A 23220-nucleotide genomic window follows, 5' to 3' on the forward strand; every position below is an offset into this window, starting at 1 on the left:
TGAAACCATTTAATGGAGTGGCAACTAAATATCTACAGAATTATATGAACTGGTTTATGGTCTTGGAACGCATAAAAGAGAATAACCAACGTCTCAAATCCTTTGCCTACTATGCCCTTGCTGGACAAAATGCATGGCAAATTTGGAAAACAACAACTGAATCAGTCATATAGTAGAATATAGCCAATAATAATTAAGAAGCTGAGCCCTAGAAGATGTGAATTCCTGAAAAAGTATAGGCTGCGTGATTATTTGATTCTTGAATTCTTTTTGAAGCCCATTAAGAATGGTTTTTATAAGATCATGTTCAGATCCATCATGATAATACACAGCACTTCTGTATTTTTTTCTAAAACTATGATTGGACGTGCTGTTATGAGTGTGTAGGTGTATAGCTATAAGATCATTGAGAAGAATGATTTTAGGATCAAAATATACAAGAACAGCCTCAGAAAAATAATCATTTTTATTATAACCTCGTATATACCCCTGTTTTACTTGTGCAACTCCCTTTAGCGAGTCAAAAACAGCTTCAGTACACCAATGACATCCACCACCAAAACCTATTTTTTGCATATTCATAATCGCCATATAGCATCATTTTAACATAATGATTCGGTAATTATTCAACCAGATCTATACGAATTTATAATCTATGTCATTAAATAATAACTGTTTCTGTACGAAAATCGTTTTAGTATTTTCATATTAATTAAAATAAAAGATATTTGAAAAAATAAATAAAAGACAAAAAATTATGAGAATAATAATAGTCACCATTTTTTTAGCAATTACCGCTAGTATCATTAGTTGCGGGTATACAAAAACCGAAGATGATAAGTTTCCTAACATGGCGGTGTTTCCAGAAAGTTCAAACCCTGAAATAACGATTAAGCCTCTCAAAATGAAAATGTATGATATGTATAGTTCTAATAACGCTACACTATTCGCTGCGGTTAATTTTTTTTATGATGATGGTGCTACAGGGCAATATATTATGGAGATGGATAATGAATTAAATAGGATTGATTCTATTCCTAGACATGGAGATTATTTTATCGCAAAAAATGGGAACTTTTATCTTGAAGATGAAAATAGAAATGTGGTTAAATACAATAACCTAAAATCTGAACCACATAAAATACCCACCCATCCATTTCATGGTAAACTATATAAAGATAACCTAGAGAAGGAGCTTAAAGAAAAAGGAGCCTATGCATTAAATAAGTTTCCAGATAGTTTGCATTATGAGATAAGTCGTAAAATAGATTCTATAAGTTATCATAAAGCAGCAGACGAATTTAATAAACAGGTTTTAACAAATCTAGAGTGTGTTAGAGATATTGGAGGTAAGTATTTGCTAACATATCCTCAAAATGAATTTATAATAGAAGAAATACCTACTCCTCTTTGGGATGAGAATATTGGAAATAGGAAGAGGCCTTATGAGCTGCTTCATAAATTTGATCAATGTAGACAGAGAGATAGGTTTATAATAGGTGATGGCAAAGAGTTAATTATTAAAGATAAAGCTGTAACTGCAAATGGTAGTTCTGGGGGGAATCATTTCGTACCTGGAACGTTCTACCCCAAGGGATATCAATATTATGAATTTAATGTAAATAATGAGACTACTCAATTCAAAATTTTTGCAGAATATGTGCTTGCTCAAAAAATAACTTCAAGAAACATCCCAAATACAAATACCTATTTGCTTGATGTTAAGTATGAAAGGTATGATTATGATCGCTCGGTTACATATATTGTAAGGAAGGAATAATTATTTTTTAAGGTCTTGATTATAAAATTGGGATATCTCAATTGTAATTTTTGACTGACATTACAGAATACGAGAGAATTATATTGTGTTAAATATTTACACTTTATAACACCTTAGGAGAACACTACGGTCTTAAAATATTAGGGATATATACAGTGTACAGAAAACGATAAATATAGAGGGAGAAGCATCCCCGCACGTTTTTCACCTTTCCTCGTAGTTATATTGCCTGTCCCCACAGTATTTATATTGTTCCCCGTGGTGAGACAGGTGTTCCCAGCACCTTTTTTATCGCTCCCCATACTACTTTGAGTCTTCCCTGCAAGGAGGAAACATATTAAGAGCGCGAGGAATTGGTTTTTATATACAAGGAAACAAAAAACTACTACAAGGAGTCAAACTTTATGTGCAAGGAGTATTGTATCAAAGTGTTTCGTGCTAAAAAAAAGAATATAGGCTTGGTAGAGAGCTCAGGAAGATTTCAAAATAAGAAGGTGTTTGTTTTTGAAGATATATGTAAATTGCTCCAATATAATAAGACACAAACTCATGTCCGATATTACCAAATTTTATAGTCTTGCACATATATGTATCTCATTGATCGGAGGAATATTATTATTAGCAATATGGTATAATATTAGAAAGCGATTCAAGCAATTTTTAGAAGAAGATGATTCACAAAAAAGGATAGATAAAGGCTTATTATATCTAAGTATCTCTCTTTTTATTTGGGTGTTTTCTGGAACATGGATTTATCTAGGGCACCTTTTTGCTTTTGACACCATGATTATTTATGATATCGGGTATAGCTTTTTTTCAGTAATAAATACGCTGGTTTTACTATTGGCATTATTCTATTTTGATTTTGCACCTCGATTCTTGTATAAGAATAAAAAAAATACAATTATCCTCACTGTTTTGGTTATTGTAATCTCTATAATGACATTTGTTTTGATACAAAACTATAAGGATAGTCCTGTGATAAACGGAATTAGAATAAGTAGTGTACCTGATTTGATACTCTCTTGTTTTTTAACCTACCTGTTTATGGTATCTTTTTATAAAACATTTATGAATCGTGGATTGAAGCTAGTTGCTGTAATATCTGTACTAGCCTTTTTACTCATGTTAGTATCACAAACACCAGATGTTTTTGTGGTGATGAATGATGTGATGTATGGTAATTTGATAAAGATTATAGCCAAAACCACATTTATTTCGATATTCTTGGTGTTGGCAACCAGTTGGGTCATTCAGCTAGCCCTTACCCCTAGACCAAGTGAGATGACTATTAAATTTTTGGATTGGTCATTAGTGAAGATTACAATTCCTTCAAAAGAAATTTATGATAAAACCATAGACTTTGGTTCAAAAACTACCCAGTATAAAAACTTGCTTAAATTTGCAGTTAGACGTAAATGTGAGGAGGGAGAAGGACAGTACCTATTGGTGAGCTCGGGCGGAGAGATAAAGAGTCAAACATATCTGAGTCGTATTATAGAAAATATGAATACGATACTTCAATTACCATCAATATCACGACTAGAAAGAAAAGATTTATTCACCTTTATGGGGCAGGGAAAATACAGGCTCAGAGTTATTCCAGAAAATATTACCATAGACCCTATTCTATTAGAGGAATTCAATAAAACCTCGTAAAAACTGAGTTTGTAACTATTTGTAACTAGATGTGCGGGAGGCACAAGTTGGTATAAATAGGTATTTTTTAGTACTTCATTTTTAATTTTAAGTAAAGAATTGATGCTTTGTGTTTACTATAAATTTAAACACATTACATGAATTCAGATCAAGCTGTTACAAACCAACAGGAATTATTTGGACACCCAAAAGGATTACTATATTTATTTTTTGCAGAATTATGGGAGCGTTTTTCATTTTATGGGATGAAAGCACTTTTAGTACTCTATATGACCAAACATCTTTTGTATTCTGATGATAAATCATTTGGTGTAATGGCTGCCTATATGTCATTGGTTTATGTGACACCTATGATTGGAGGAATTATAGCCGATAAGTATATGGGGTATAGAAAATCTATTTTCCTAGGTGGGATTTTAATGGCAGCAGGACATTTTTTTCTTACTATCGAGACACCTGTATTTTTCTATGGTTCCTTGGCATTAATAATTGTAGGGAATGGTTTTTTTAAACCTAATATCTCTACTATGGTTGGGTCATTGTATAAAGAAGGAGATAAAAGAAGAGATTCTGGATTTACAATTTTCTATTTGGGGATTAATCTAGGAGGAGCAATAGCTCCTTTGATGTGTGCTTGGCTGGCAGAAGTATATGGATGGCATTATGGGTTCTTACTAGCAGGTATAGGAATGTTGGTAGGATTACTAGTATTTAAAAGAGGAACGCAATTACAGGTTTTTGGTAATAAAGGATTGGTGCCAGATTTAAAAAGTTATCAAAAGAAAATATATGGGCTCAATAAAGGAGATTTGGTAAGTTTATCTGCATGGCTATCGGTTCCTGTGTTTGCATTAATAGTGCGGTTTAATGAATTTGAACACTATCTGGTGTGGGTAGCTTCTTTATTTTTGATAGGATATATAACTTATATCTTAATTCAAGTATCAATCAAGGAACGAAAAAGATTACTGGTTGCCGTATACTTTACCACACTGTATGCCCTATTTTCGGCTGTATTTGAGCAAGCAGGTAGTTCACTTACATTATTTGCAGATAGAAATGTAAATCTTATAGGGATCAATGCTGCCCAAACCAATAGTATAAACTCTATATGGATAGTTTTGCTGGCTGTTCCTTTTGCAGTGTTATGGACATTTTTGAGCAAGAAAAAAGCAAACCCCAACTCAGCTGTTAAGTTTGGCTTGGGAATGTTATTTCTGGGGCTAGGATTTTTAGTTTTTGGGATGTCTGCAAATGAAGTAGATCAATATGCAAGAACTCCTATGTTTTATCTGATTGTTGGGTATTTTATATTAACCATAGGAGAGTTGTTTTTATCTCCCATCGGGCTTTCAAAAATCACAGAATTGTCACCAGTAAAATATGTTACGTTTATTATGGGGGTTTGGTTTTCTGCTAATTTCTATGGTCATTTCTTTGCGGGTAAAATAGCAAAACTTACAACCGTAAAAGAAGGAGAAGTTAGTACTTTTTCAGAAGGTGTTTTTGGAATTATAAGTGAGGCTATTACTGGGTTGTCAAATACAGTAGTAGAAGGAAGTCATGCAGAAGCTTTTCAGCAGTTATACTCTTATGTATCAGTATATGCTAATTTTGGAATCATCACAATATGGATAGGAATAATAGCAATACTAATCTCACCAATTATAAAAAAATTAATGGTAGGAGTGCATTAATTCATGTGATCTAATTCTGTTTTGGGACTTACACGGATATTGTTTTGCGAATATCAGAACCTTCAAGAGGTATGCTTCTTGAAGGTTTATTTTTGATGTAAGGATCAGGATTTTTTTTGGATATGAAAACAGAAAGTAAGGTTTTTGTGTATTTTTTATACGGCATAATTGTAATTGGTTGGTTTTTATTACTTTTGCTCGAATTTAAACCCAAAAAATGAAAAGACTAATTGCAATGTTCCTTTTGTTAGGAACGATCATTTCTTGTTCTAGTGGAGATGATGCACAGCCGAATGGAGGTTCTGATAATCAATCAAGAAGCAGCAAAAAAGAAATCTTATCTGTTAAATTTGTAATTGAAGGAGAGGAGCATAAAGCTATAGTAAGGAATGATTCAATTATTTATAAATTTCCTTCAGATACAGATATTACCAATCTTACTCCTGTGATAGAGATTTCTGAGAAAGCTACTATTAATCCAGCATCAGGAATCGCATTAGATTTTACATATTCTCTTATTTTTGAAGTAACAGCAGAAGATAGTACTAGCAAAGAATATTACGCTGTAATTACCAAAGAAAATTCTGACACAAATATATATTATCATTCTTTTAATAATCTCGCGCCTGGAAGTTCTAGATATGATTTAATTAATAAAGTAAAAGAAGATCAGGATACGATCATTCATTATGTACCATATACAAGTCCAATAGAAGCATTAGAAACTGTGATTGTTATTGATGATAAAGCAACTATTATCCCTGCGTCAGGAGAAACATTGGATTTTACAAACCCAGTTAAATATACTGTTACAGCAGATGATGGGTCTAAACAAGAATATTTGGTTTTTGTAGAACTAGTACTGCCTCAATTGAGTTTGCCATCAGATATAGAGGATACGTTTAGTGGTAAAGAAAAAGGAGCTCTTGTTACTTTTAATGTAAATGAAATTAATCCTCATAAAGATAGTATCAAAGTTAATATCAAAAATGATGAACGTTCTTATGAATTGTTGGTTAATTCTATAGATGTTGATCAAAAGACGATAACTGTTCAACTTCCTGATGAATATATTAATGATTATTATAAAGCAGAGGTGTTTATAGAACATGATAATTTTGATGTAAGTAGTAATTTTGTTTTAGATAAAGGAACTCCAAAATTTAGACAAGTAAACTCTGTATTCGCATTAGGAGCAAGTAATCCAGTTAGAGAGCTATTGGTGCCAGATCAAATATTCTCGGTATCAGCTATCATTGATAAATTAAGATTTGTTGACCATAATTTTTATCTTAGAAAAAATGGGGTAGATTATCCACTAATAAGAAAAACAATGAGTAATAATTCAGATAGTTTTTCTTTGCAAATGCCAGATTTGATGACTGATATTGCAATTGCTGGTACAGGACATGAATTTGTAATCGAATTAGATGGAGTAAAGACAGTTTATGATTTTCTTAATAATGAAGGAAATTCAATTACAATCACAAAAGGAGAAGCACCTGTTGTAACAGGGATTAGAGGGAGTGAATTATTTGTTAATAGTACATCGATAACATTGACAGGTCAGAATTTGTATTTTGATTATATTTCTTTTTCTAGAGTTCAAATAGAATTAATAAATGGAAGAGGAGATGTAGTTTTTAATACAACTACTTCTTATACAAAGTATGTAAATACTACAGAAATGCGATTTGGTATTCATAGAAGTATCAAGCCAGGAACGTACCGTATACGCTATAAAGGAAATGTAGAAGCTTTTGGTTGGATAGATACAGGAGTAGATGTAACTGTTAAACTTCCTCCAAATCAGCATCCTACTTTGAATGTTTCAGAAGCAACACTATACAGTGATACTAGTGCAGTATTTCCAAGACAAGTTAGGGTTGCTTTTAATGAGAATATAGCAAACTATACGATCAAAAAAATAGTTTTATTAGGGTCTAGTCCGAAGCAAGAGATAGGAAGCTTTTTTACCTATCCAACCTCAGTTTTAACAGGAGAAATAAGTGGTTATTTTCAAGTTCTTAGTAATCGCACAGGGTATGTGCTCGTAGAAGATAATGGAGTAGAGTATGAAATATACTTTACACTTACAGTACAACGATAAAAGAATATAAATCATTAAATAAAAAGCCTTTTGGAAAATACATCCAAAAGGCTTTTGTTTATTATGAAAAAAATGATTTATGGTAAAGATATGAATGATAGATAATTAATGTGAGTATGGGTTTTGGGTAAAAAAGCGTACTTTTGTATCTTCTACAGATAGGAAATACTTACTATGATTGATAAATTAAATATTGTAAAGCAAAGATTTGACGAGGTGACTGATTTAATCATTCAACCAGATATCATTGCAGATCAAAAAAAATATATACAACTTAATAAAGAATATAAAGATCTTAAAGCACTGATGGATGTGCGTGATATTTATATAGAGCTTACCAATAATCTAAAAGAGGCAGAAGAGATTATTGCAGATGGCAGTGACGCTGAAATGGTAGAGATGGCAAAAATGCAGTTGGAAGAAGCTAAAGAAGAGTTGCCTAGTCTAGAAGAAAAAGTTCGATTCATGCTAGTGCCAAAGGATCCTGAGGATGCTAAAAACTGTGTGGTAGAAATTCGTGCAGGAACAGGAGGAGATGAAGCAAGTATTTTTGCAGGAGATTTATTCAGAATGTATACCAAATATTGTGAGGGTAGAGGATGGAGTACAAGTGTTGTTGATCTTAATGAAGGTACGAGTGGAGGATATAAAGAGATTATTTTTGAAGTAAATGGCGAAGATGTATATGGTATTTTAAAATTTGAAGCAGGTGTGCACCGAGTGCAACGTGTTCCTCAAACAGAAACACAAGGCCGTGTGCATACCAGTGCAGCAACAGTAATGGTATTACCAGAAGCAGAAGAGTTTGATGTAGAATTGGATATGACAGAAGTGAGAATAGAAAGAACAACCTCTACAGGACCTGGAGGACAATCTGTGAATACAACATACTCTGCTATTAAATTACATCATGAACCAACAGGGATGATTGTAAGCTGTCAAGATCAAAAATCATCACATAAAAATCTTGAAAAAGCATTAAAAGTATTGCGTTCTCGATTATATGATATAGAACTAGAAAAGAAACAAGCAGCAGATTCTGAGAAACGTAAGAGTATGGTATCTTCTGGAGATCGATCTGCAAAAATTAGAACATATAATTACCCACAAGGTCGTGTAACCGATCACCGTATTGGTTTGACATTATATGATTTGGGTAATATTATTGATGGAGATATCCAGAAAATAATAGACGAACTTCAATTGGTGGCCAATACAGAGAAACTAAAAGAATCCAACGAAATATTTTAAATAAAAAAACCGATACATCTACGTATCGGATTTTTGTTTTTAAGACCTTTTTCAAAATCAACTGTTACTTCAATTGTTGTTGAGTAAGCAGTATATTTATACATGTTTCTAACTATAGCTGTTAGAGTAAAATCTAAGTACGATCGTATGCCATATGTTTTTATTCGTATAACTAATCGAGAAATTATAGTAAGAAGCAATACTGTGTACAAGAGATAAACCTAGACCCGTAGAGTCAGGTCTATTACCTGATTTTTTAAATCTGCCAAATAACTCATCAGGGTTTACATCCAAAGGTTCTCCTGTGTTTTTGATAGATAAAAAATCATCGGCAATTTCTATAACTATTTTACCTTTATTCGTATTGTGTTTTATAGCATTACTGAGTAAATTGCTAAATAGTAAATAGGCCAAGGTTTCATTCATCTTTATTACAGGTTTTTTTTTAAGATGTAGTGTAGTATTGATATTTTTTATAATAATCAATTCTTTTACATCATCAATTCTTTGTTTTAGGTAATCGGTTATAGGGATTTCAATAGTGTTAATGAATTGATTGTTATCTATTTTTGATAATAAAGAAAGATTCTCCTTAAGCTTAGAAATTCTTCCAGCATATTCATGAATTTGATTTAATGTGGTCAATTGATTTTCTAGTAAATTCTTATCCTGCATTAGAATTTCGATTTTATTTTTTATAATTGCAATCGGTGTTTGAATCTCATGAGAAGTGTTTTCTATATATTCTTTTAGGTTTATATAGTCCTTTACCATTTGAATCGACATAATTTCTATAGTAGAATTTAATTCTTTGAATTCAATAATTTTAGTTTTGCGAAATAATAAAGGTTGAGGTTTTACAATATTTAGATTTTTTATAATAGCAATAGTATGATAAAAAGGTTTCCATATTTTTTTTGATATCGCATTGTTTAGTAAAAGCATGGTTATAAAAAAAAGGAAGGTTATCAATGATACAATTTCTGTTACTCCCTGTACAAGGTCTCTTGAAGATAATAAGGACTTAGAAATTGTAATTTTATAATAATCCCCTTTTACCTGATCAGAAAATGTGATTTGCCGAAAACTTTGCTCCTTTTGGTCATAAAAATTAAATAATATCGTATCCTTTATGTATGTTTTTATTTTGGGATCATATAGTTGTTTTTGTAGAGAAATACGATCACCAATATTCAAATATAAATTGTCAAGAAGATCATCATATTCGTGAAGTTCATAAATTAATTGTTCTTTTTCTGCAAGTAGTTTTTGATTAAAATCACGATTAATTATGGATTCTATCAAAAAATAAGAAGATATTCCTCCTAATAGAGAAACAACAAGAAGCCCTACAAAATAATAACGATTTGATAAGATTAGTAATTTCATTGATCAGAAAATTTATAACCTACTCCGTAGACAGTTTGGATGTAATCATTACCATTCTGTTCTTTAATTTTTTTCCGAAGATTTTTTAGGTGTGAATAAATAAAATCAAAAGAATCAGCCATATCCATTTCATCCCCCCAAAGGTGTTCTGCAATCGACCCCTTTGGAATAATTCGGCCAATATTTGACATAAAATATAGCATAAGATCGTATTCTTTTCTAGTTAGTCTAAGAGGTACATGATTTACTTTTACTTGTTTTTCATAAGGAGATATTTCGATTTCATTAAATGTAATACTGTTCTGCGAATCAAAGTTTTTTCTTCTAATGATAGCTTTGATTCTGGCATTTAATTCGGTAAGATCAAAAGGTTTGGTAATATAGTCATCAGCTCCCAGATCTAAACCTTTAATCTTTATATCAACTGCATTACTAGCAGATACAATAATGATCCCAAGTTTAGACTTCATTTCTTTAATCTGTTCAATCACGTCAAGACCACTTCCATCAGGAAGATTGATGTCTACGATAAGGCAATCATATTCATAGTTCCAGCTTTTTTCTTTGGCATTGGCTAGATTATTTACCCATTCACATTGATACCCTTCTTCTTTTAGGTATTGTAGCATAGAGTCCGCTAACATCGGTTCATCTTCAATAATTAGGACTTTCATAAGTTTTTAATTTAAAAATTCAATATAAGTGAGTTAGTCGTTGTTTTTTATACCCTACGATATTTAGTATCTGAGTATAATCAATGATCATTTAGAATATAACTTTATGAAAATGGATGGATAAGAAAATCCTTTATGACAATGTAATACTCACGGTAATGAAAGAGTTGAATTATATTAATCTCTAGGGGTTTCATAACTAAATCTAACTTTTTGTATAGTTTCAAAAAGATAGATTTAATCCTTTAATATGATTATTTTATGGGTTTAAACTAAAAAAATAGAAAAGTGTGAAATCTTTTTTTTAGTACACGAATTCATCAAAGTGTTGATATATGGTTGATTAACCTATAATAACAAGAAAAACAGATAATTATTATGTGAGACTTAAAATTATTATTTATTCGAAAGTATTAAAAAATAATTTTTGACCTGAAGTGTCGAAAATTAAGACATAATAGAGTTGAGGGATCAGTTTAAATAGTGTTTTTTTAAGAACCTCTTGTGTTATAAGATAGGTGTGATAAAAAGAAACCTTCTCGATAAGGATAGAATAAGCTCATTATGTTGATTTGTGTAAGTATAGGTTGTGTTTTTTTATTTCTGATTGAAAAACCACCGTCTTTGATGGTGGTCGTGTTTTAAAGGCTGTGCCATTTTTTAGGTTTGCCCATCTAAAACTTTTTAAGATGAGTAAATATAGAAAATTAACACATGTATATTACAAATGTGACTATCATATTGTTTTCACACCCAAGTATCGTTTTCAGATACTTGAAGGAATGGTAAAATCTTTGGTAGAACATGATTTGCAATTAATCAGTTCATGGAAAGAAGTTCAAGTAATTGAGTTGAATGTTCAAAAAGACCAGATTCATTTGATCTGTTTGATTCCTCCAAAGGTTCCATATCCGAGTATATGGGGATATTGAAGGGGAAGATGGCAATCAAGCTTTTCAAAACATATCCAAATTTAAAACAGAAACCTTATTGGGGCAATCATTTTTGGTCAAGAGGTTATTTTGTAAGTACAGTAGGATTGGATGAGGCTATGATAAGACGCTATGTAAAATATCAAGAACATCATGATTCGAAATGAGTGTTATGACTCTTTGGGTCTAATCTGAAAACCAAAGCCACCGTTTTTAACGGTGGTTCTTTACTTGAGAACTCTAGAAGCTTAGATAGAACTGATTAAAATATTTTTTAAATAATCTAATGATTTGTTTTTTAGTGCTTTACTTGCTTGTAAATTGTTTTTTACTCCTCGCCACAGATTTTCTACAGATTCCTATTCTACTTTCACACCATAAATTATAAACCTTAGAAATAATTATTTGAATAAATATGATGTATTCTATGAGTTTAGAAAAGTGATGATATATAGTATAACCAACTAAAATGTACTGCCAAACGGTAGTGAGACGTAAAACAATTATTATGAGAATTTTTGCGAAAAATAATTAAACCAACATTAATATAGTTTTATGGTAGATATAAGGCCAAATACCTACTATAAATTGTTTAACCAACAAGATGTATTAATAAATTTTTTCACACAAACATTAACCATTAAACCCTAGAACAATGATTACTCTTTTTAAAATTAAACGAATTAAAAGTCAAATTAAGTATAAGGACATTAGGTCTAAGATCATCCCCAATCTTAGAGTTAAAGATAGTACATGATTTGCTCAAAGAGCAAAAGGTATTCGTGCACGAATACTTTTTGCTTACTGTTTTTATATAAACTACAACAAATAATATGTTCATGAATTACCTACAATAATGAACAGTTATTACACATAACACAAATCAATTTATTTTTCTAATTGGATATTTTGATAGCATTTTACCTAACTTTTTGGTAATAAAGCTAGATGAGAACACTATGTCAGTAGTTGACTCTTATTGCCTTACTGGTTTTATAATACAATGTCTTACTGATCTGTAATATCCAAGAAAACTAATTCAAGCATACTTAATTGTTCAAGATACTGTATAGATACCCGTAAGAGGTATGATTATACGGTGGCTGACAATGTAAATTAATCTCAAAATAAAATAAAATGAATTCAAATGATTTAAGTTTCATAAAAAACCTAAAATACGATATACCCTCGAGTATTGTGGTGTTTTTGGTAGCTATGCCCCTTTGTTTAGGGATAGCTTTGGCCTCTGGAGCTCCACTTTTTTCAGGCATAATTGGAGGTATAATAGGAGGGATCGTAGTAGGATCGCTTAGTGGGTCCCCTCTTGGAGTTAGTGGCCCTGCTGCTGGATTGGCAGTAATAGTGTTAAATGCAATTACTGATCTGGGAGGATATGAGTTTTTTCTAGTAGCAGTTGTACTATCAGGGATTATGCAAGTTATAATGGGATATCTCAAAGCAGGAGGGATTGCATATTATTTCCCTTCTTCTGTGATACATGGAATGCTTTCTGGAATCGGACTGGTAATAATCATGAAACAAATCCCTAATGTTTTTGGATATACAGCACCAGAAGGAGGTGCTGCTTTTTTTGAATCTTTTGCAGAAGCTTCAAAAAGAATAAATTATATAAGCCCTGGGGTATTGCTAATTACAGCTTTTTCCCTTTTTATCCTCCTCATTTGGCAATCAAAATTTGTTAAGAAACTAAAATTTATAGCGTTAGTGCCAGGGCCTTTGGTCGCTGTAATGGCAGGAATGCTTCTCAGTGGTGTGTTTGCAGAAATACCTGCATTAAGTATAGCGAATAAACATATGGTTTCTTTGCCAATAGCTGATAGCTTAGATTCGTTTATGAATAATTTTGCAGTTCCCAATTTTTCTATATTAACTAATCCACATGTATATACCACAGCTATAATAATAGCTGTTGTAGGGAGTATGGAAACGCTACTTAGTGTAGAAGCCATAGATAAGCTAGATAAGCTTAAAAGAACAACACCTACCAATAGAGAACTCAAAGCACAAGGTATTGGAAATATCTTATCAGGGTTGATTGGTGGATTACCAGTGACACAAGTAATTGTAAGAAGTTCAGTTAATAACCAATCAGGAGGGAAAACAAAAACCTCTGCAGTTTTTCATGGGATATTATTATTGGTGAGTGTAATTTTGATTCCAAATATACTTAATCTAATTCCTCTTGCAACATTGGCAGCCATACTGCTTACTGTAGGCTATAAGCTAGCAAAACCTGCACTATTCAAGAAAATGTATAAGCAAGGGCCAGAACAATTTATTCCATTTATAGTTACGATTGTAGGTATTCTGACTACCGATTTACTAATGGGAATTGCTATGGGAATGCTGGTTTCGATTTTTACAATATTGAGAAACAACTACAAAGTTCCATTCAGACAAAAAGCCGATAATAATGTGGTGAAAGAAAGCAATATAAAAATAGAATTGTCTGAAGATGTAACTTTTCTAAATAAAGCTTCAATTCAAAAATCATTGATGGAAATTCCTGAAAATGCAGATGTAGAAATATGTGCAATGAACTCATGTTTTGTACATCCAGATGTAGTAGAGATGATACAAAATTTCGAAATGAACGCAAAAGAAAAAAATATTAAAGTGTCATTGGTAGATGTGCATTTGCATTGTCCTATAGAAAAGAAAAAACAAAAGAATAGAAAAGAAGAATTAGTTCCTGTCTAACCCAGTAAAAACAAATATAAATTATGATCACACAAACCAAACAAATACAGGATAAGCTTACCCCCTCAGATGCTTATAGGATTTTAAAAGAAGGTAATAGAAGGTTTGAACAAAACCTTAAAGCACAAAGAAACCTTAAATCTCAGGTAATAGAAACTAGTATGGGGCAATACCCTTTTGCAGCGGTACTTAGTTGTATTGATTCGCGTGTTCCTGTAGAACTAGTTTTTGATTTAGGTATAGGAGATGTTTTTAGCGTGCGAGTAGCTGGTAATATTGTTAATAAGGATGTATTAGGATCTGTGGAATATGCATGTAAAGTTGCAGGGTCAAAGATCGTCGTAGTTCTTGGACATACAAAGTGTGGAGCGGTAAAAGCTGCTTGTAATAAGGTAGAACTTGGTAATATTACATCCTTATTATCCAAAATTAAGCCTGCGGTAAAGGAAGTAGAAGAGAGTCAAAAAGAAATGGATGAAAAAGCGATGGAGGAAGTGGCTGTCAAAAATGTGAGGTTATCTATTGATAGGATACGGGAGGAAAGTGAAATATTGTTTCAGATGGAAAAACTTGGAGAAATTCAAATCGTAGGAGCAATATATAGTGTGTCTACAGGTAAGGTAGATTTTTTTGAATCAAATTCAGATGCTTTTACCATACCATTTAACGAAGTTGTCACAAAAGGAGTAGTTATTTAATGGAGATGGCGGGTTGGTGATTAATGTCTTCGCTGATAAATATTGTGTATCACCAACCATGTCATTCAAAATGAAAAGGTTAAAACTTAATTCATATAAGAAATGAATGTAAGCCAGTCATAAGGATGAATAGCTAAAACGAATTAAAACCAATAAAATGAAAAATATATTTTTAATAGCAACAACCTTTTTGGTGGTTGCTGTTTTGAATGCTCAAGACTATGAAGCGCGTTATCAAGCTTCCAACGAATCGGGCAATCATTATACAAATAGTAAAAAAAGTCACGATGTAGAAGGGAAAAAAAGTGAAGGGCATGAAGAAGGTTGGGCGCTAGAAGGGGGTATTAATCCAATGTTTGGACAAGCAACATTTAATGATAAATGGGTTGGAGGGGGGACTTCTGATATTTCAGGAGGAGTAACCATATTATCTGTTTTTAATTATAAAAAAGAAAAATTAATCTTTGATAATGAAATTCTGGCAGATTATGGTATAGCAAGAGATAGTAGAGATGGAAGGATCATTCATAAAACCAACGATAAATTAGAAGTCAACTCTTTATTAGGATTACGAATTAAGGAATTGACATCAGTATACTATTCAATGTTTTTTAATTTTAAAACCCAATTCGATAAAGGGTATAAATATAAAGAAGATGAATTTGGAGATGAATACAAAATAGAAACATCTCATATCTTATCTCCTGCTGATATAAAGGTTGGCCCAGGGATGTTATGGAAAAAAAGCGAACACTTTTTTTTAAATATTTCTCCAGCAGCAGGAAGATTAACTATTGTAGATAAAGATTTTACAAGAGTAGATTTGCATGATGAAGAGGCAATGGAGCATTATGAGCATCACAAGTATTTTGGTGTAGAAGCAAATAAAGCTTCGCTTTTTGAGTTTGGAGCGACACTACGTTTTTTCTCTAAATTCGAAATTATGAAAGATCTTTCAGTATCAAACTCTATAGAGTTATATTCTAATTACCTAGAAGCCCCACAGAATGTAGATGTAAACTACAATATGAGTTTGATGATGATGATTGGTAAACATCTTTCAACCAGTTTTGTGTTTGAATCGATTTACGATGATGATGCTATTGGTGGTCTTCAGATAAGAGAAGGGTTTGGTTTAGGTGTTAATTATGAATTTTAAAAAAAAAGGTAATTATATTAATACTAGAGTAATCATCGTTGAGGTAGTAGTGTTTTTTTATCCTTATAAGTTGTATTTGGGGACTTATTGAATAATAAAAGCGCTATCCGTATCAAACCAAATCATGATTCACTTTTAGAACAATAACAGTTTTATTAATAGAATTGGTAAGTAACAAATACGGTACAAAAAAATGCTCTAATTAATAAAGTGTTACCTTTTTAAAAGACCTTACAGCTTTTGATGCTGTAAGGTCTACTTTTCTTTATTCAGATATTTTATTTTTTGATCGTATTATAAAATAAACACCCGCAATGATAAATGGTACACTCAACCATTGTCCTGTAGATAAAGATTCACCAAGTGAATCCTCAAACCCACCTTGACTTTTCTTAACAAATTCTACAAGAAATCTCACGGTCCATAATAAAATAAGGAATACTCCAAAAAGAAAACCTCTTTGATTTCTTTTATTAGTTTTCCAGTAAATAAACCATAAAATGATAGCCACAAAAATATACCCGAAAGCCTCATACAATTGAGCAGGATGTCTATAAGGAACAGCATCTAATAAACCAGAAAATTTTGGATTCTCAACAATAGCAGCGTATGCATTATTTACATGTTTTATTCCTGTTTCTTTTACAGCTTGAGATTTACTGATAGCTTCTCGAACAAATTTTACACCGAAAAGAGAATCTACTGATTCCTCACCAATGATTTCAGAATTAAAAAAATTACCAAGACGAACAAATATGCCTCCAAAAGATACAGGGATAACAATTCTATCTAATACCCATAATATATGTTTTTTGATTACATTTTTTGAGTAGTAATACATAGCAATAATAATTCCTATTGCAGCCCCATGACTTGCTAGTCCTTGAAATCCAATAAACTCAAACTCTAGCTTGAATCTAAACGGTAAAAGAATTTCTAACAGATTGTTTTTATAATACCCCCAATCATAAAAGAAAACATGTCCTAGTCGAGCACCTAGTAAAGTAGCGATAACTGCATAGATAAAAATAGAATCTAGCTTCTCCATAGAAATATTTTCTCGGATATAGATTTTTTTCATTAAATACCATCCTAGAGAAAAAGCAATAACAAACATTAGGCTATAGAAACGAATAACAAAAAAGCCAAGGTCGATTCCTTCAACTGGGTTCCATATAATTTTAGATAGTATCATGTATGAGTTTTATTTTTTTGAAAGTTAAATATAGCTATTTATAAAGCAAACTTGAATTGTTGTATAGGTAATCAAATAGCAAACAAAACATATGTGTCATTAATGGTATGGCTATAAAATCACCTGTTGATTTATTTTTTTATAGATTCATTATCAATTTCGGGTACAGGATCATAACCACTCCCTCCCCAGGGATGACAACTAAAAATACGCTTTATAGAAAGCCATCCTCCTTTTAATATCCCATGCTTTTGTAATGCTTCAATAGTATAATGAGAACATGTAGGTTGGTACCTACATGTAGCAGGAGTCAAAGGAGAAATAAAATTCTGATATAACTTTACCAAGATGACAAAAGGGAATATCAGAATTTGTTTTATATTTATTTTTAAACCCAAAATAATTTAGTTTAATGAAAAACTTGTTCCATCTCTACCATCTTTAAGTTGAATCCCCATTTCTAATAATTGATCTCTAATTTTATCACTTGTAGCAAAATCTTTGTTCGCTCTTGCTTCTGCTCGTAAATTAATTAATAACTCAACAGTACCAGTAAGCTTATCGCTGATATCAGAAGAGCTTTCGTTTATATTAACTAATCCAAGAACATCAAAAACAAAACCGTGCATTGTTTGTTTTAGTAGCTCTAGATCAGAAGTAGAGATTGTATTTTTTTGTTCTTTAACAGTATTGATAAACTTAACAGCATCAAATAATTTAGCAATCAAAATAGGGCTATTAAAATCATCATTCATTGCATCATAACATTCTTGTCTCCAAGGCTGAATGTTAAATCCATTAGTGTCTGAACTAATGGATAAATTATTTAAAGATTGTATAGCGTCTATTAGTCTGTAAAAACCTTTTTCTGAAGCCTCCAAAGCATCATTAGAGAAATCTAAAATACTTCTGTAATGTGCTTGAAGCATAAAAAACCGTACGATTGTCGGATCAAAAGATTTGTCTAGAAAATCATTATTTCCAGAGAATAATTCTCCTGGTGATATTGTATTTCCTGTTGATTTAGACATTTTTTTACCGTTAAGGGTAAGCATATTGGCGTGCATCCAGTAATTTACTGGTGTATGCCCACATGCAGCTTCTCCTTGTGCAATTTCACACTCATGGTGAGGGAATTTTAAATCCATTCCTCCACCGTGAATATCAAAACGTTCTCCTAGATACTTAGTACTCATTACTGTACATTCCAGATGCCAACCTGGGAAACCATCACTCCATGGAGAAGGCCACCTCATAATGTGTTGAGGTTCTGCTTTTTTCCAAAGGGCAAAGTCTTGAGGGATTTTCTTATCACTTTGTGCAGATAACTCTCGAGTATTTGCAATCATATCTTCGAGATTTCTTCCGCTTAATTTTCCGTAATGATTGGTTTTATTAAATTTTTCTACATCAAAATATACAGAACCATTAGATTCATACGCAAAACCATTATCAATGATTGTTTTAATGATTTCAATTTGCTCTACAATATGACCAGTTGCAGTAGGTTCAATACTAGGTGGAATAGTATTAAATTTTGACATTACATGATGAAAATCCAATGTATATCGTTGCACAATTTCCATAGGCTCTAATTGCTCCAATCGTGCTTTCTTTGCCACTTTGTCTTCTCCTTCGTCAGCATCATTTTCAAGATGTCCAGCATCGGTAATATTTCTTACATAACGAACTTTATATTCTAGATGTTTTAAATACCTAAAGACTAGGTCAAAAGAAATAAAAGTACGGCAGTTTCCTAAATGTACATTACTATATACTGTAGGGCCACATACATACATACCAATATTACCTTCTGTAATAGGAGTGAATGTTTCTTTTTGCCCTGAAATAGAATTGTAAATCTTTAATTCCTGATTTGAATACAACGAAGTTGCTGCCATAATATAAATTGATGCTTATAAAATTTATTGAAAAAAATTAAAAAGTAGTGTTTAGTTTGATGTAATCCAAGAATTCTCTTTTTACAGATTCTTCTTTAAATTTACCACCAAATTCACTAGTAACAGTACTACTTTCTATGTCTCGTATTCCTCTTGAGTTTACGCATAGGTGTTTGGCATCTATTACACAGGCCACGTCTTTTGTACCAAGTACAGACTGTAGGTCTTGAACAATTTGCATTGTCAAACGTTCTTGTACCTGTGGGCGCTTTGCATAATAGTCTACGATACGGTTCATTTTTGATAACCCCACAACAGTACCATTAGAAATATAGGCTACATGAGCTCGACCAACAATAGGTAGTAAATGATGCTCACAGGTTGAATATACAGTAATGTTTTTTTCTACCAACATTTCTCCATATTTATAATGGTTTTTGAATGTAGAAGCTTTTGGTTTTTTATCAGGGTGAAGCCCTGAAAAAATCTCATTTACAAACATTTTTGCAACACGTTGAGGGGTTCCACTAAGACTATCATCACTCAAATCTAATCCTAAGGTTTCCATAATATGTTTTACATCTTCTTTAATCAAAGCAATTTTTTCTGCATCACTAAGTTTAAAGGCATCTTCTCTAAGAGGAGTAGTAGCGCTAGTAGCTATATGATTATCACCTAACGCTTCAATTGCTTCAAGGGCCTTATCTATTTTCACACTTCAAAATTTTATTATTTAGTCAAAACTTTACTAAAATAAGAAGTTATATTATATCATTTCTTATTTTATTGTTTTTGTAATGTAAATGGTAATTACATAGATACCATTCAGATTATAAGTCTGCAAAGATACAATTTTGTTGATTCACTCAGTAAAAGCTATGTTAAACAATTACCGATATTAGGTTTATTATAGAAGTTATGTATATTTAAGTCCCAAATTGAACTATAACAAATAGAAAATAAAGTTTAAATGTTATGAGAATGGCAAAAATAGTACCTAAAATTTTACTGCTTTTTATTTTAAAAAGCACCATTCTGTGTGCTCAGGATTTTGATGTAGCATGTAGAATTGCCCGCCCTTTTTGTTCTGATGCTTCTCAGGAATTGACTTTCCCTAATACGATTGGTGATATGGATGGATTAGGTGAAATAGGGTGCCTCAATACAACCCCAAATCCAGCTTGGTACTTTATTCGTATAGATCAACCAGGACGTTTGGTTTTTGATATTCAGCAATGGGTGGATGGTAATGAAGATAGTCGTCTGGATAGAGGAGAAAGACAATTAGATGTAGATTTTGTTGCTTGGGGGCCTTTTACTACTTCGTTTTTGAATTGTGATGTTTTATCCCAAGGATGTGATAATAATGGAGATGGTGATAATATACGCCCAGCGGAATGTGTGAACAATGTAGATGATCCATTATATTATATAGAAAATCAGGATAATACAAATATTATAGATTGTAGTTATGCTAGGACTCCAGATGATGATATTTTTATTGAGACATTAACTATACCTGAAGCGCAATCAGGTGAGTATTATATGATTTTAATTACCAATTTTGCTAATGAATCTGGTGTTATACAATTGCAACAAACAAATTTGGATGAACCAGGAGCAGGAACTACTGATTGTAGTATACTCGAGCCAGGTGTTGGTAGAGATATAGCTACTTGTGGTGATTTTCCTGTTACTATAGAAGGGCGATTTCCTGGGGATCCACCTGGTATGCTAGGTGCGGTATCTTTTAGATGGGCAAGAGCAGAGGTTGGAACAACTAATTTTGTTGATATTCCTGATCCTGAAGGTATGTTTCCTTTTCTGGAAGCTAATACAGAAGGAGTGTATAGATTAAGTGGTTTTGACACTACAGGAGCAGAAGTGCCTGAATCTCCTGATGATTTAGTGATTTTGGATGTGTCCTCTTCTGTAGTATCAGTAGGGTACTCTATTGCAGAAGAATCTTTTGCAGGAAGTTATACTATAACAGCAGTTGTAGAAGCTACCCCTGCAGTTGTAGCTGCAGGCTTTAATGATTTTGAATATAGACTAGATAGAGATATAGGTAATGGCTTTTTAGAATATAGACCTTTTCAGTCCTCAGCAGTATTCACAGATGTACCTCCTGGAGATTATTTTGTTACTGCTAGATATGCAAATTGCCCAGATAGCGAACAAAGAACAGAGGTAATTATGATCTTAGGGTATCCTAAATACTTTACACCAAATGGAGATGGTTTTCACGATACCTGGAGTCTTGTAAATATAGAAGGACAGCCCGATGCTTTGATCTATATTTTTGATAGATATGGTAAACTTCTTAAACAATTAAGAGCAGGAGGACCAGGATGGGATGGTACTTATAATGGAAGAAACATGCCTTCTTCTGATTATTGGTTTAGAGTAGAGTTTAATGAGCCTAGAGATCCAAATATGCGAAGAAGAGTTTTTGCAGGTAATTTTTCGCTAATCCGTTAGCATTCTCCCTCTATTAATAGAAATATAAAAAAAACCTTTTAATCAATTAAAAGGTTTTTTTTATATAAAGGATTTACTAAATTTACTAGACCAATTTATGGTCTTTTTATTCCTTTTTTAATTGTTTTGATAATGAAATTTATATTTTACGAGTCAGAATTAAAAACAGGTATCCACGAACTTCGTTTATTAGTATTTTTAATTGTTTTTTTAGGAACATACTCTGCCATAAGCCAGGGTTCAGTTTGTTTTGATCCTATAGGAGATACTGGTGCAGATCCTTTCTGTAGTGTTGCAGGTATTGTTTTTCCTAATTGCAATAGTTTGAATTCTGATTGTACTGTAGAAGCAGAATCAGGACCTGATTATGGTTGTTTAATATCGCAACCTTTTCCCGCTTGGTATTGTTTGAGAATAAAAAACTCAGGAACAATGGAGTTTACTATTTTACAAACACAGAATGAGGATGGAACAGGAACCCAGTTAGATGTAGATTTTATATGCTATGATCCCCTTTGATAACCCTGTTACGCCCTACGCTTCAGACCTCACGTTTAGTAATACAATAAGTTGTAGCTATAGTTCTTCTTATACTGAGTTTATGACAATACCCAATGCAGAAGCAGGTGAGTATTATTTAGTACTGATAACTAATTTTTCGCAAATGCCAGGTTTTATTAATTTTCAGAAAACAGGAGGAATAGGAGTTACAGATTGCTCAATCTTGGAAGTGTTGTTGGGACCTAATCAGATAGTTTGTGAAGGAGAAACGGTAGCGCTCAATGGTACGACTGATGGTGCTGTAAGTTATGAGTGGGCAGTTTTTAATGAATCCACATCAGTATATGATACACTGATAGGAGAGATTACTCCTTTTTTGAATGTTACTGCCTCTGGCAGGTATCAAATATCGGTAGAAGATACAGAAGGAGATGTGGTAACGGATGAGATTGAGATTAGGTTTGTAGATAAGTCTTTGGTAAATCCAAGCGTTCCTGATCTTGTAGAATGTGCATCTTCTGTGATGAATCAAGATATTTCTTTTTTTGATTTAACAAAAAATGATGTACATATTCCAGAAACCTCCAATCCTAATTATAAGATCGTGTATTATGCTAATGAGGCAGATTATAATATAGGGAAATCTGTTCCAGAATCTGAGATTTCGAGTTTTAAGAATACAAATAATCCACAAAGCATATACGCTTCGATAATGAATACAGCTTTAGATTGTGGAGTTGCTACCTTTATTCGGACAGATATTTAAGACGGTTTATGTTTAAATAAATATCTTAGAAAAATGAAAAAACGATTTTATAGTAAAGAATTTAAATCAGAAGCTGTTCAATTAAGCTATCAGCGAGAAAACATAAAAGAATTAGCCAATGAATTAGGGGTTAAAGTTGATAGGATTTATCGTTGGCGTAAGTTAGATAGTGAAGATGGAGTTTCTAAAAAGGCTTCTAAATCGCCTTCACAAATAGATAATCAGGAAGTAAAGGAGTTACGTAAAGCCCTTAAAGATGCTCAATTAGAACTGGAAATCTTAAAAAAGGCCGTTCACATTTTCTCC

At 32.2% G+C, this 23220-nt stretch carries 19 protein-coding genes and 1 pseudogene; 13 read left to right on the forward strand and 7 right to left on the reverse strand.

Annotated features, from left to right (window positions below; translation table 11 throughout):
• Nucleotides 1-165 precede the first annotated feature (165 nt).
• Nucleotides 166-591, reverse strand: a complete 426-nt coding sequence (locus CVD18_RS15715) for a peptide-methionine (S)-S-oxide reductase (RefSeq protein WP_103866388.1) — start codon at nucleotides 589-591, stop codon at nucleotides 166-168.
• Between the two features lie 166 nt (nucleotides 592-757).
• Between CVD18_RS15715 and CVD18_RS15720 the strand changes: the two genes are divergently transcribed.
• From CVD18_RS15720 to prfA, 5 genes are all read left to right on the forward strand, one after another.
• Nucleotides 758-1780: a hypothetical protein gene (locus tag CVD18_RS15720; RefSeq protein ID WP_103866389.1), complete on the forward strand. Its 1023-nt coding sequence runs from the start codon at nucleotides 758-760 to the stop codon at nucleotides 1778-1780.
• A 549-nt stretch (nucleotides 1781-2329) separates the two neighbouring features.
• Nucleotides 2330-3439: a hypothetical protein gene (locus CVD18_RS15725; protein WP_103866390.1), complete on the forward strand. Its 1110-nt coding sequence runs from the start codon at nucleotides 2330-2332 to the stop codon at nucleotides 3437-3439.
• A gap of 137 nt (nucleotides 3440-3576) precedes the next feature.
• On the forward strand, nucleotides 3577-5136 hold the full coding sequence (locus CVD18_RS15730; protein WP_103866391.1) for a peptide MFS transporter: 1560 nt from the start codon (nucleotides 3577-3579) through the stop codon (nucleotides 5134-5136).
• A gap of 217 nt (nucleotides 5137-5353) precedes the next feature.
• Nucleotides 5354-7246: a hypothetical protein gene (locus CVD18_RS15735; RefSeq protein WP_103866392.1), complete on the forward strand. Its 1893-nt coding sequence runs from the start codon at nucleotides 5354-5356 to the stop codon at nucleotides 7244-7246.
• Nucleotides 7247-7420: 174 nt separating this feature from the next.
• Nucleotides 7421-8497 carry a peptide chain release factor 1 gene (gene prfA, locus CVD18_RS15740; RefSeq protein WP_103866393.1) on the forward strand — a complete coding sequence of 359 codons (1077 nt, stop codon included), beginning with the start codon at nucleotides 7421-7423 and terminating at the stop codon, nucleotides 8495-8497.
• A gap of 108 nt (nucleotides 8498-8605) precedes the next feature.
• On the opposite strand, the gene CVD18_RS15745 is transcribed toward prfA, so the two are convergent.
• Both CVD18_RS15745 and CVD18_RS15750 read right to left on the reverse strand, forming a co-directional pair.
• Nucleotides 8606-9886: a HAMP domain-containing sensor histidine kinase gene (locus tag CVD18_RS15745; protein ID WP_103866394.1), complete on the reverse strand. Its 1281-nt coding sequence runs from the start codon at nucleotides 9884-9886 to the stop codon at nucleotides 8606-8608.
• Nucleotides 9883-10560: a response regulator transcription factor gene (locus CVD18_RS15750; protein ID WP_103866395.1), complete on the reverse strand. Its 678-nt coding sequence runs from the start codon at nucleotides 10558-10560 to the stop codon at nucleotides 9883-9885. The genes CVD18_RS15745 and CVD18_RS15750 overlap by 4 nt, the downstream gene beginning before the upstream one ends.
• Before the next feature lie 689 nt (nucleotides 10561-11249).
• On the opposite strand from CVD18_RS15750, the pseudogene tnpA reads away from it, so the two are divergent.
• From tnpA to CVD18_RS15770, 4 genes and pseudogenes are all read left to right on the forward strand, one after another.
• A pseudogene (gene tnpA, locus CVD18_RS15755) lies at nucleotides 11250-11659 on the forward strand (IS200/IS605 family transposase).
• Between the two features lie 970 nt (nucleotides 11660-12629).
• Nucleotides 12630-14213 carry a SulP family inorganic anion transporter gene (locus CVD18_RS15760; RefSeq protein ID WP_103866396.1) on the forward strand — a complete coding sequence of 528 codons (1584 nt, stop codon included), beginning with the start codon at nucleotides 12630-12632 and terminating at the stop codon, nucleotides 14211-14213.
• Between the two features lie 23 nt (nucleotides 14214-14236).
• On the forward strand, nucleotides 14237-14911 hold the full coding sequence (locus tag CVD18_RS15765) for a carbonic anhydrase family protein (protein WP_103866397.1): 675 nt from the start codon (nucleotides 14237-14239) through the stop codon (nucleotides 14909-14911).
• Between the two features lie 157 nt (nucleotides 14912-15068).
• Entirely contained in the window at nucleotides 15069-16070 is a 1002-nt protein-coding gene (locus tag CVD18_RS15770; RefSeq protein ID WP_103866398.1) for a DUF3078 domain-containing protein, read from the forward strand.
• Nucleotides 16071-16335: 265 nt separating this feature from the next.
• Here CVD18_RS15770 and lgt read toward each other — a convergent pair whose 3' ends face one another.
• From lgt to folE, 4 genes are all read right to left on the reverse strand, one after another.
• Nucleotides 16336-17265 (reverse strand): prolipoprotein diacylglyceryl transferase, encoded by a 930-nt coding sequence (lgt, locus tag CVD18_RS15775; RefSeq protein ID WP_103866399.1) that lies wholly within the window; start codon nucleotides 17263-17265, stop codon nucleotides 16336-16338.
• Nucleotides 17266-17396: 131 nt separating this feature from the next.
• Nucleotides 17397-17645 carry a membrane protein insertion efficiency factor YidD gene (yidD, locus tag CVD18_RS15780; RefSeq protein ID WP_103866405.1) on the reverse strand — a complete coding sequence of 83 codons (249 nt, stop codon included), beginning with the start codon at nucleotides 17643-17645 and terminating at the stop codon, nucleotides 17397-17399.
• Nucleotides 17646-17669: 24 nt separating this feature from the next.
• Nucleotides 17670-19166, reverse strand: coding sequence for a cysteine--tRNA ligase (cysS, locus tag CVD18_RS15785; protein ID WP_103866400.1), 1497 nt, complete (start codon nucleotides 19164-19166; stop codon nucleotides 17670-17672).
• 37 nt (nucleotides 19167-19203) lie between these two features.
• Entirely contained in the window at nucleotides 19204-19881 is a 678-nt protein-coding gene (folE, locus tag CVD18_RS15790) for a GTP cyclohydrolase I FolE (protein ID WP_103866401.1), read from the reverse strand.
• Between the two features lie 266 nt (nucleotides 19882-20147).
• Here folE and CVD18_RS15795 point away from each other — a divergent pair, with 266 nt between their 5' ends.
• From CVD18_RS15795 to CVD18_RS15810, 4 genes are all read left to right on the forward strand, one after another.
• Nucleotides 20148-21647, forward strand: coding sequence for a T9SS type B sorting domain-containing protein (locus CVD18_RS15795; protein ID WP_158250474.1), 1500 nt, complete (start codon nucleotides 20148-20150; stop codon nucleotides 21645-21647).
• 132 nt (nucleotides 21648-21779) lie between these two features.
• Complete coding sequence (locus CVD18_RS15800) at nucleotides 21780-22166, forward strand: hypothetical protein (protein ID WP_103866403.1); 387 nt, start codon at nucleotides 21780-21782, stop codon at nucleotides 22164-22166.
• On the forward strand, nucleotides 22153-22914 hold the full coding sequence (locus CVD18_RS15805) for a hypothetical protein (protein ID WP_146052806.1): 762 nt from the start codon (nucleotides 22153-22155) through the stop codon (nucleotides 22912-22914). The genes CVD18_RS15800 and CVD18_RS15805 overlap by 14 nt, the downstream gene beginning before the upstream one ends.
• Before the next feature lie 33 nt (nucleotides 22915-22947).
• A partial coding sequence (locus tag CVD18_RS15810) for a transposase (protein WP_146052807.1) occupies nucleotides 22948-23220 on the forward strand: 273 nt, incomplete at its 3' end.

This window comes from Aquimarina sp. I32.4 (assembly GCF_002924285.1).
Lineage (GTDB): Bacteria > Bacteroidota > Bacteroidia > Flavobacteriales > Flavobacteriaceae > Aquimarina.

Excerpts from the sequence above, each read along its gene's own strand:
- lgt (WP_103866399.1), bottom strand. The coding sequence starts at position 17,265 with ATGATACTATCTAAAATTATATGGAACCCAGTTGAAGGAATCGACCTT.
- CVD18_RS15765 (WP_103866397.1), top strand. The coding sequence starts at position 14,237 with ATGATCACACAAACCAAACAAATACAGGATAAGCTTACCCCCTCAGAT.
- CVD18_RS15730 (WP_103866391.1), top strand. The coding sequence starts at position 3,577 with ATGAATTCAGATCAAGCTGTTACAAACCAACAGGAATTATTTGGACAC.
- CVD18_RS15760 (WP_103866396.1), top strand. The coding sequence starts at position 12,630 with ATGAATTCAAATGATTTAAGTTTCATAAAAAACCTAAAATACGATATA.
- CVD18_RS15770 (WP_103866398.1), top strand. The coding sequence starts at position 15,069 with ATGAAAAATATATTTTTAATAGCAACAACCTTTTTGGTGGTTGCTGTT.
- CVD18_RS15800 (WP_103866403.1), top strand. The coding sequence starts at position 21,780 with ATGAAATTTATATTTTACGAGTCAGAATTAAAAACAGGTATCCACGAA.
- CVD18_RS15750 (WP_103866395.1), bottom strand. The coding sequence starts at position 10,560 with ATGAAAGTCCTAATTATTGAAGATGAACCGATGTTAGCGGACTCTATG.
- CVD18_RS15715 (WP_103866388.1), bottom strand. The coding sequence starts at position 591 with ATGGCGATTATGAATATGCAAAAAATAGGTTTTGGTGGTGGATGTCAT.
- CVD18_RS15720 (WP_103866389.1), top strand. The coding sequence starts at position 758 with ATGAGAATAATAATAGTCACCATTTTTTTAGCAATTACCGCTAGTATC.
- CVD18_RS15805 (WP_146052806.1), top strand. The coding sequence starts at position 22,153 with ATGATCCCCTTTGATAACCCTGTTACGCCCTACGCTTCAGACCTCACG.
- cysS (WP_103866400.1), bottom strand. The coding sequence starts at position 19,166 with ATGGCAGCAACTTCGTTGTATTCAAATCAGGAATTAAAGATTTACAAT.
- CVD18_RS15735 (WP_103866392.1), top strand. The coding sequence starts at position 5,354 with ATGAAAAGACTAATTGCAATGTTCCTTTTGTTAGGAACGATCATTTCT.
- CVD18_RS15725 (WP_103866390.1), top strand. The coding sequence starts at position 2,330 with ATGTCCGATATTACCAAATTTTATAGTCTTGCACATATATGTATCTCA.
- prfA (WP_103866393.1), top strand. The coding sequence starts at position 7,421 with ATGATTGATAAATTAAATATTGTAAAGCAAAGATTTGACGAGGTGACT.
- CVD18_RS15745 (WP_103866394.1), bottom strand. The coding sequence starts at position 9,886 with ATGAAATTACTAATCTTATCAAATCGTTATTATTTTGTAGGGCTTCTT.
- CVD18_RS15795 (WP_158250474.1), top strand. The coding sequence starts at position 20,148 with ATGGCAAAAATAGTACCTAAAATTTTACTGCTTTTTATTTTAAAAAGC.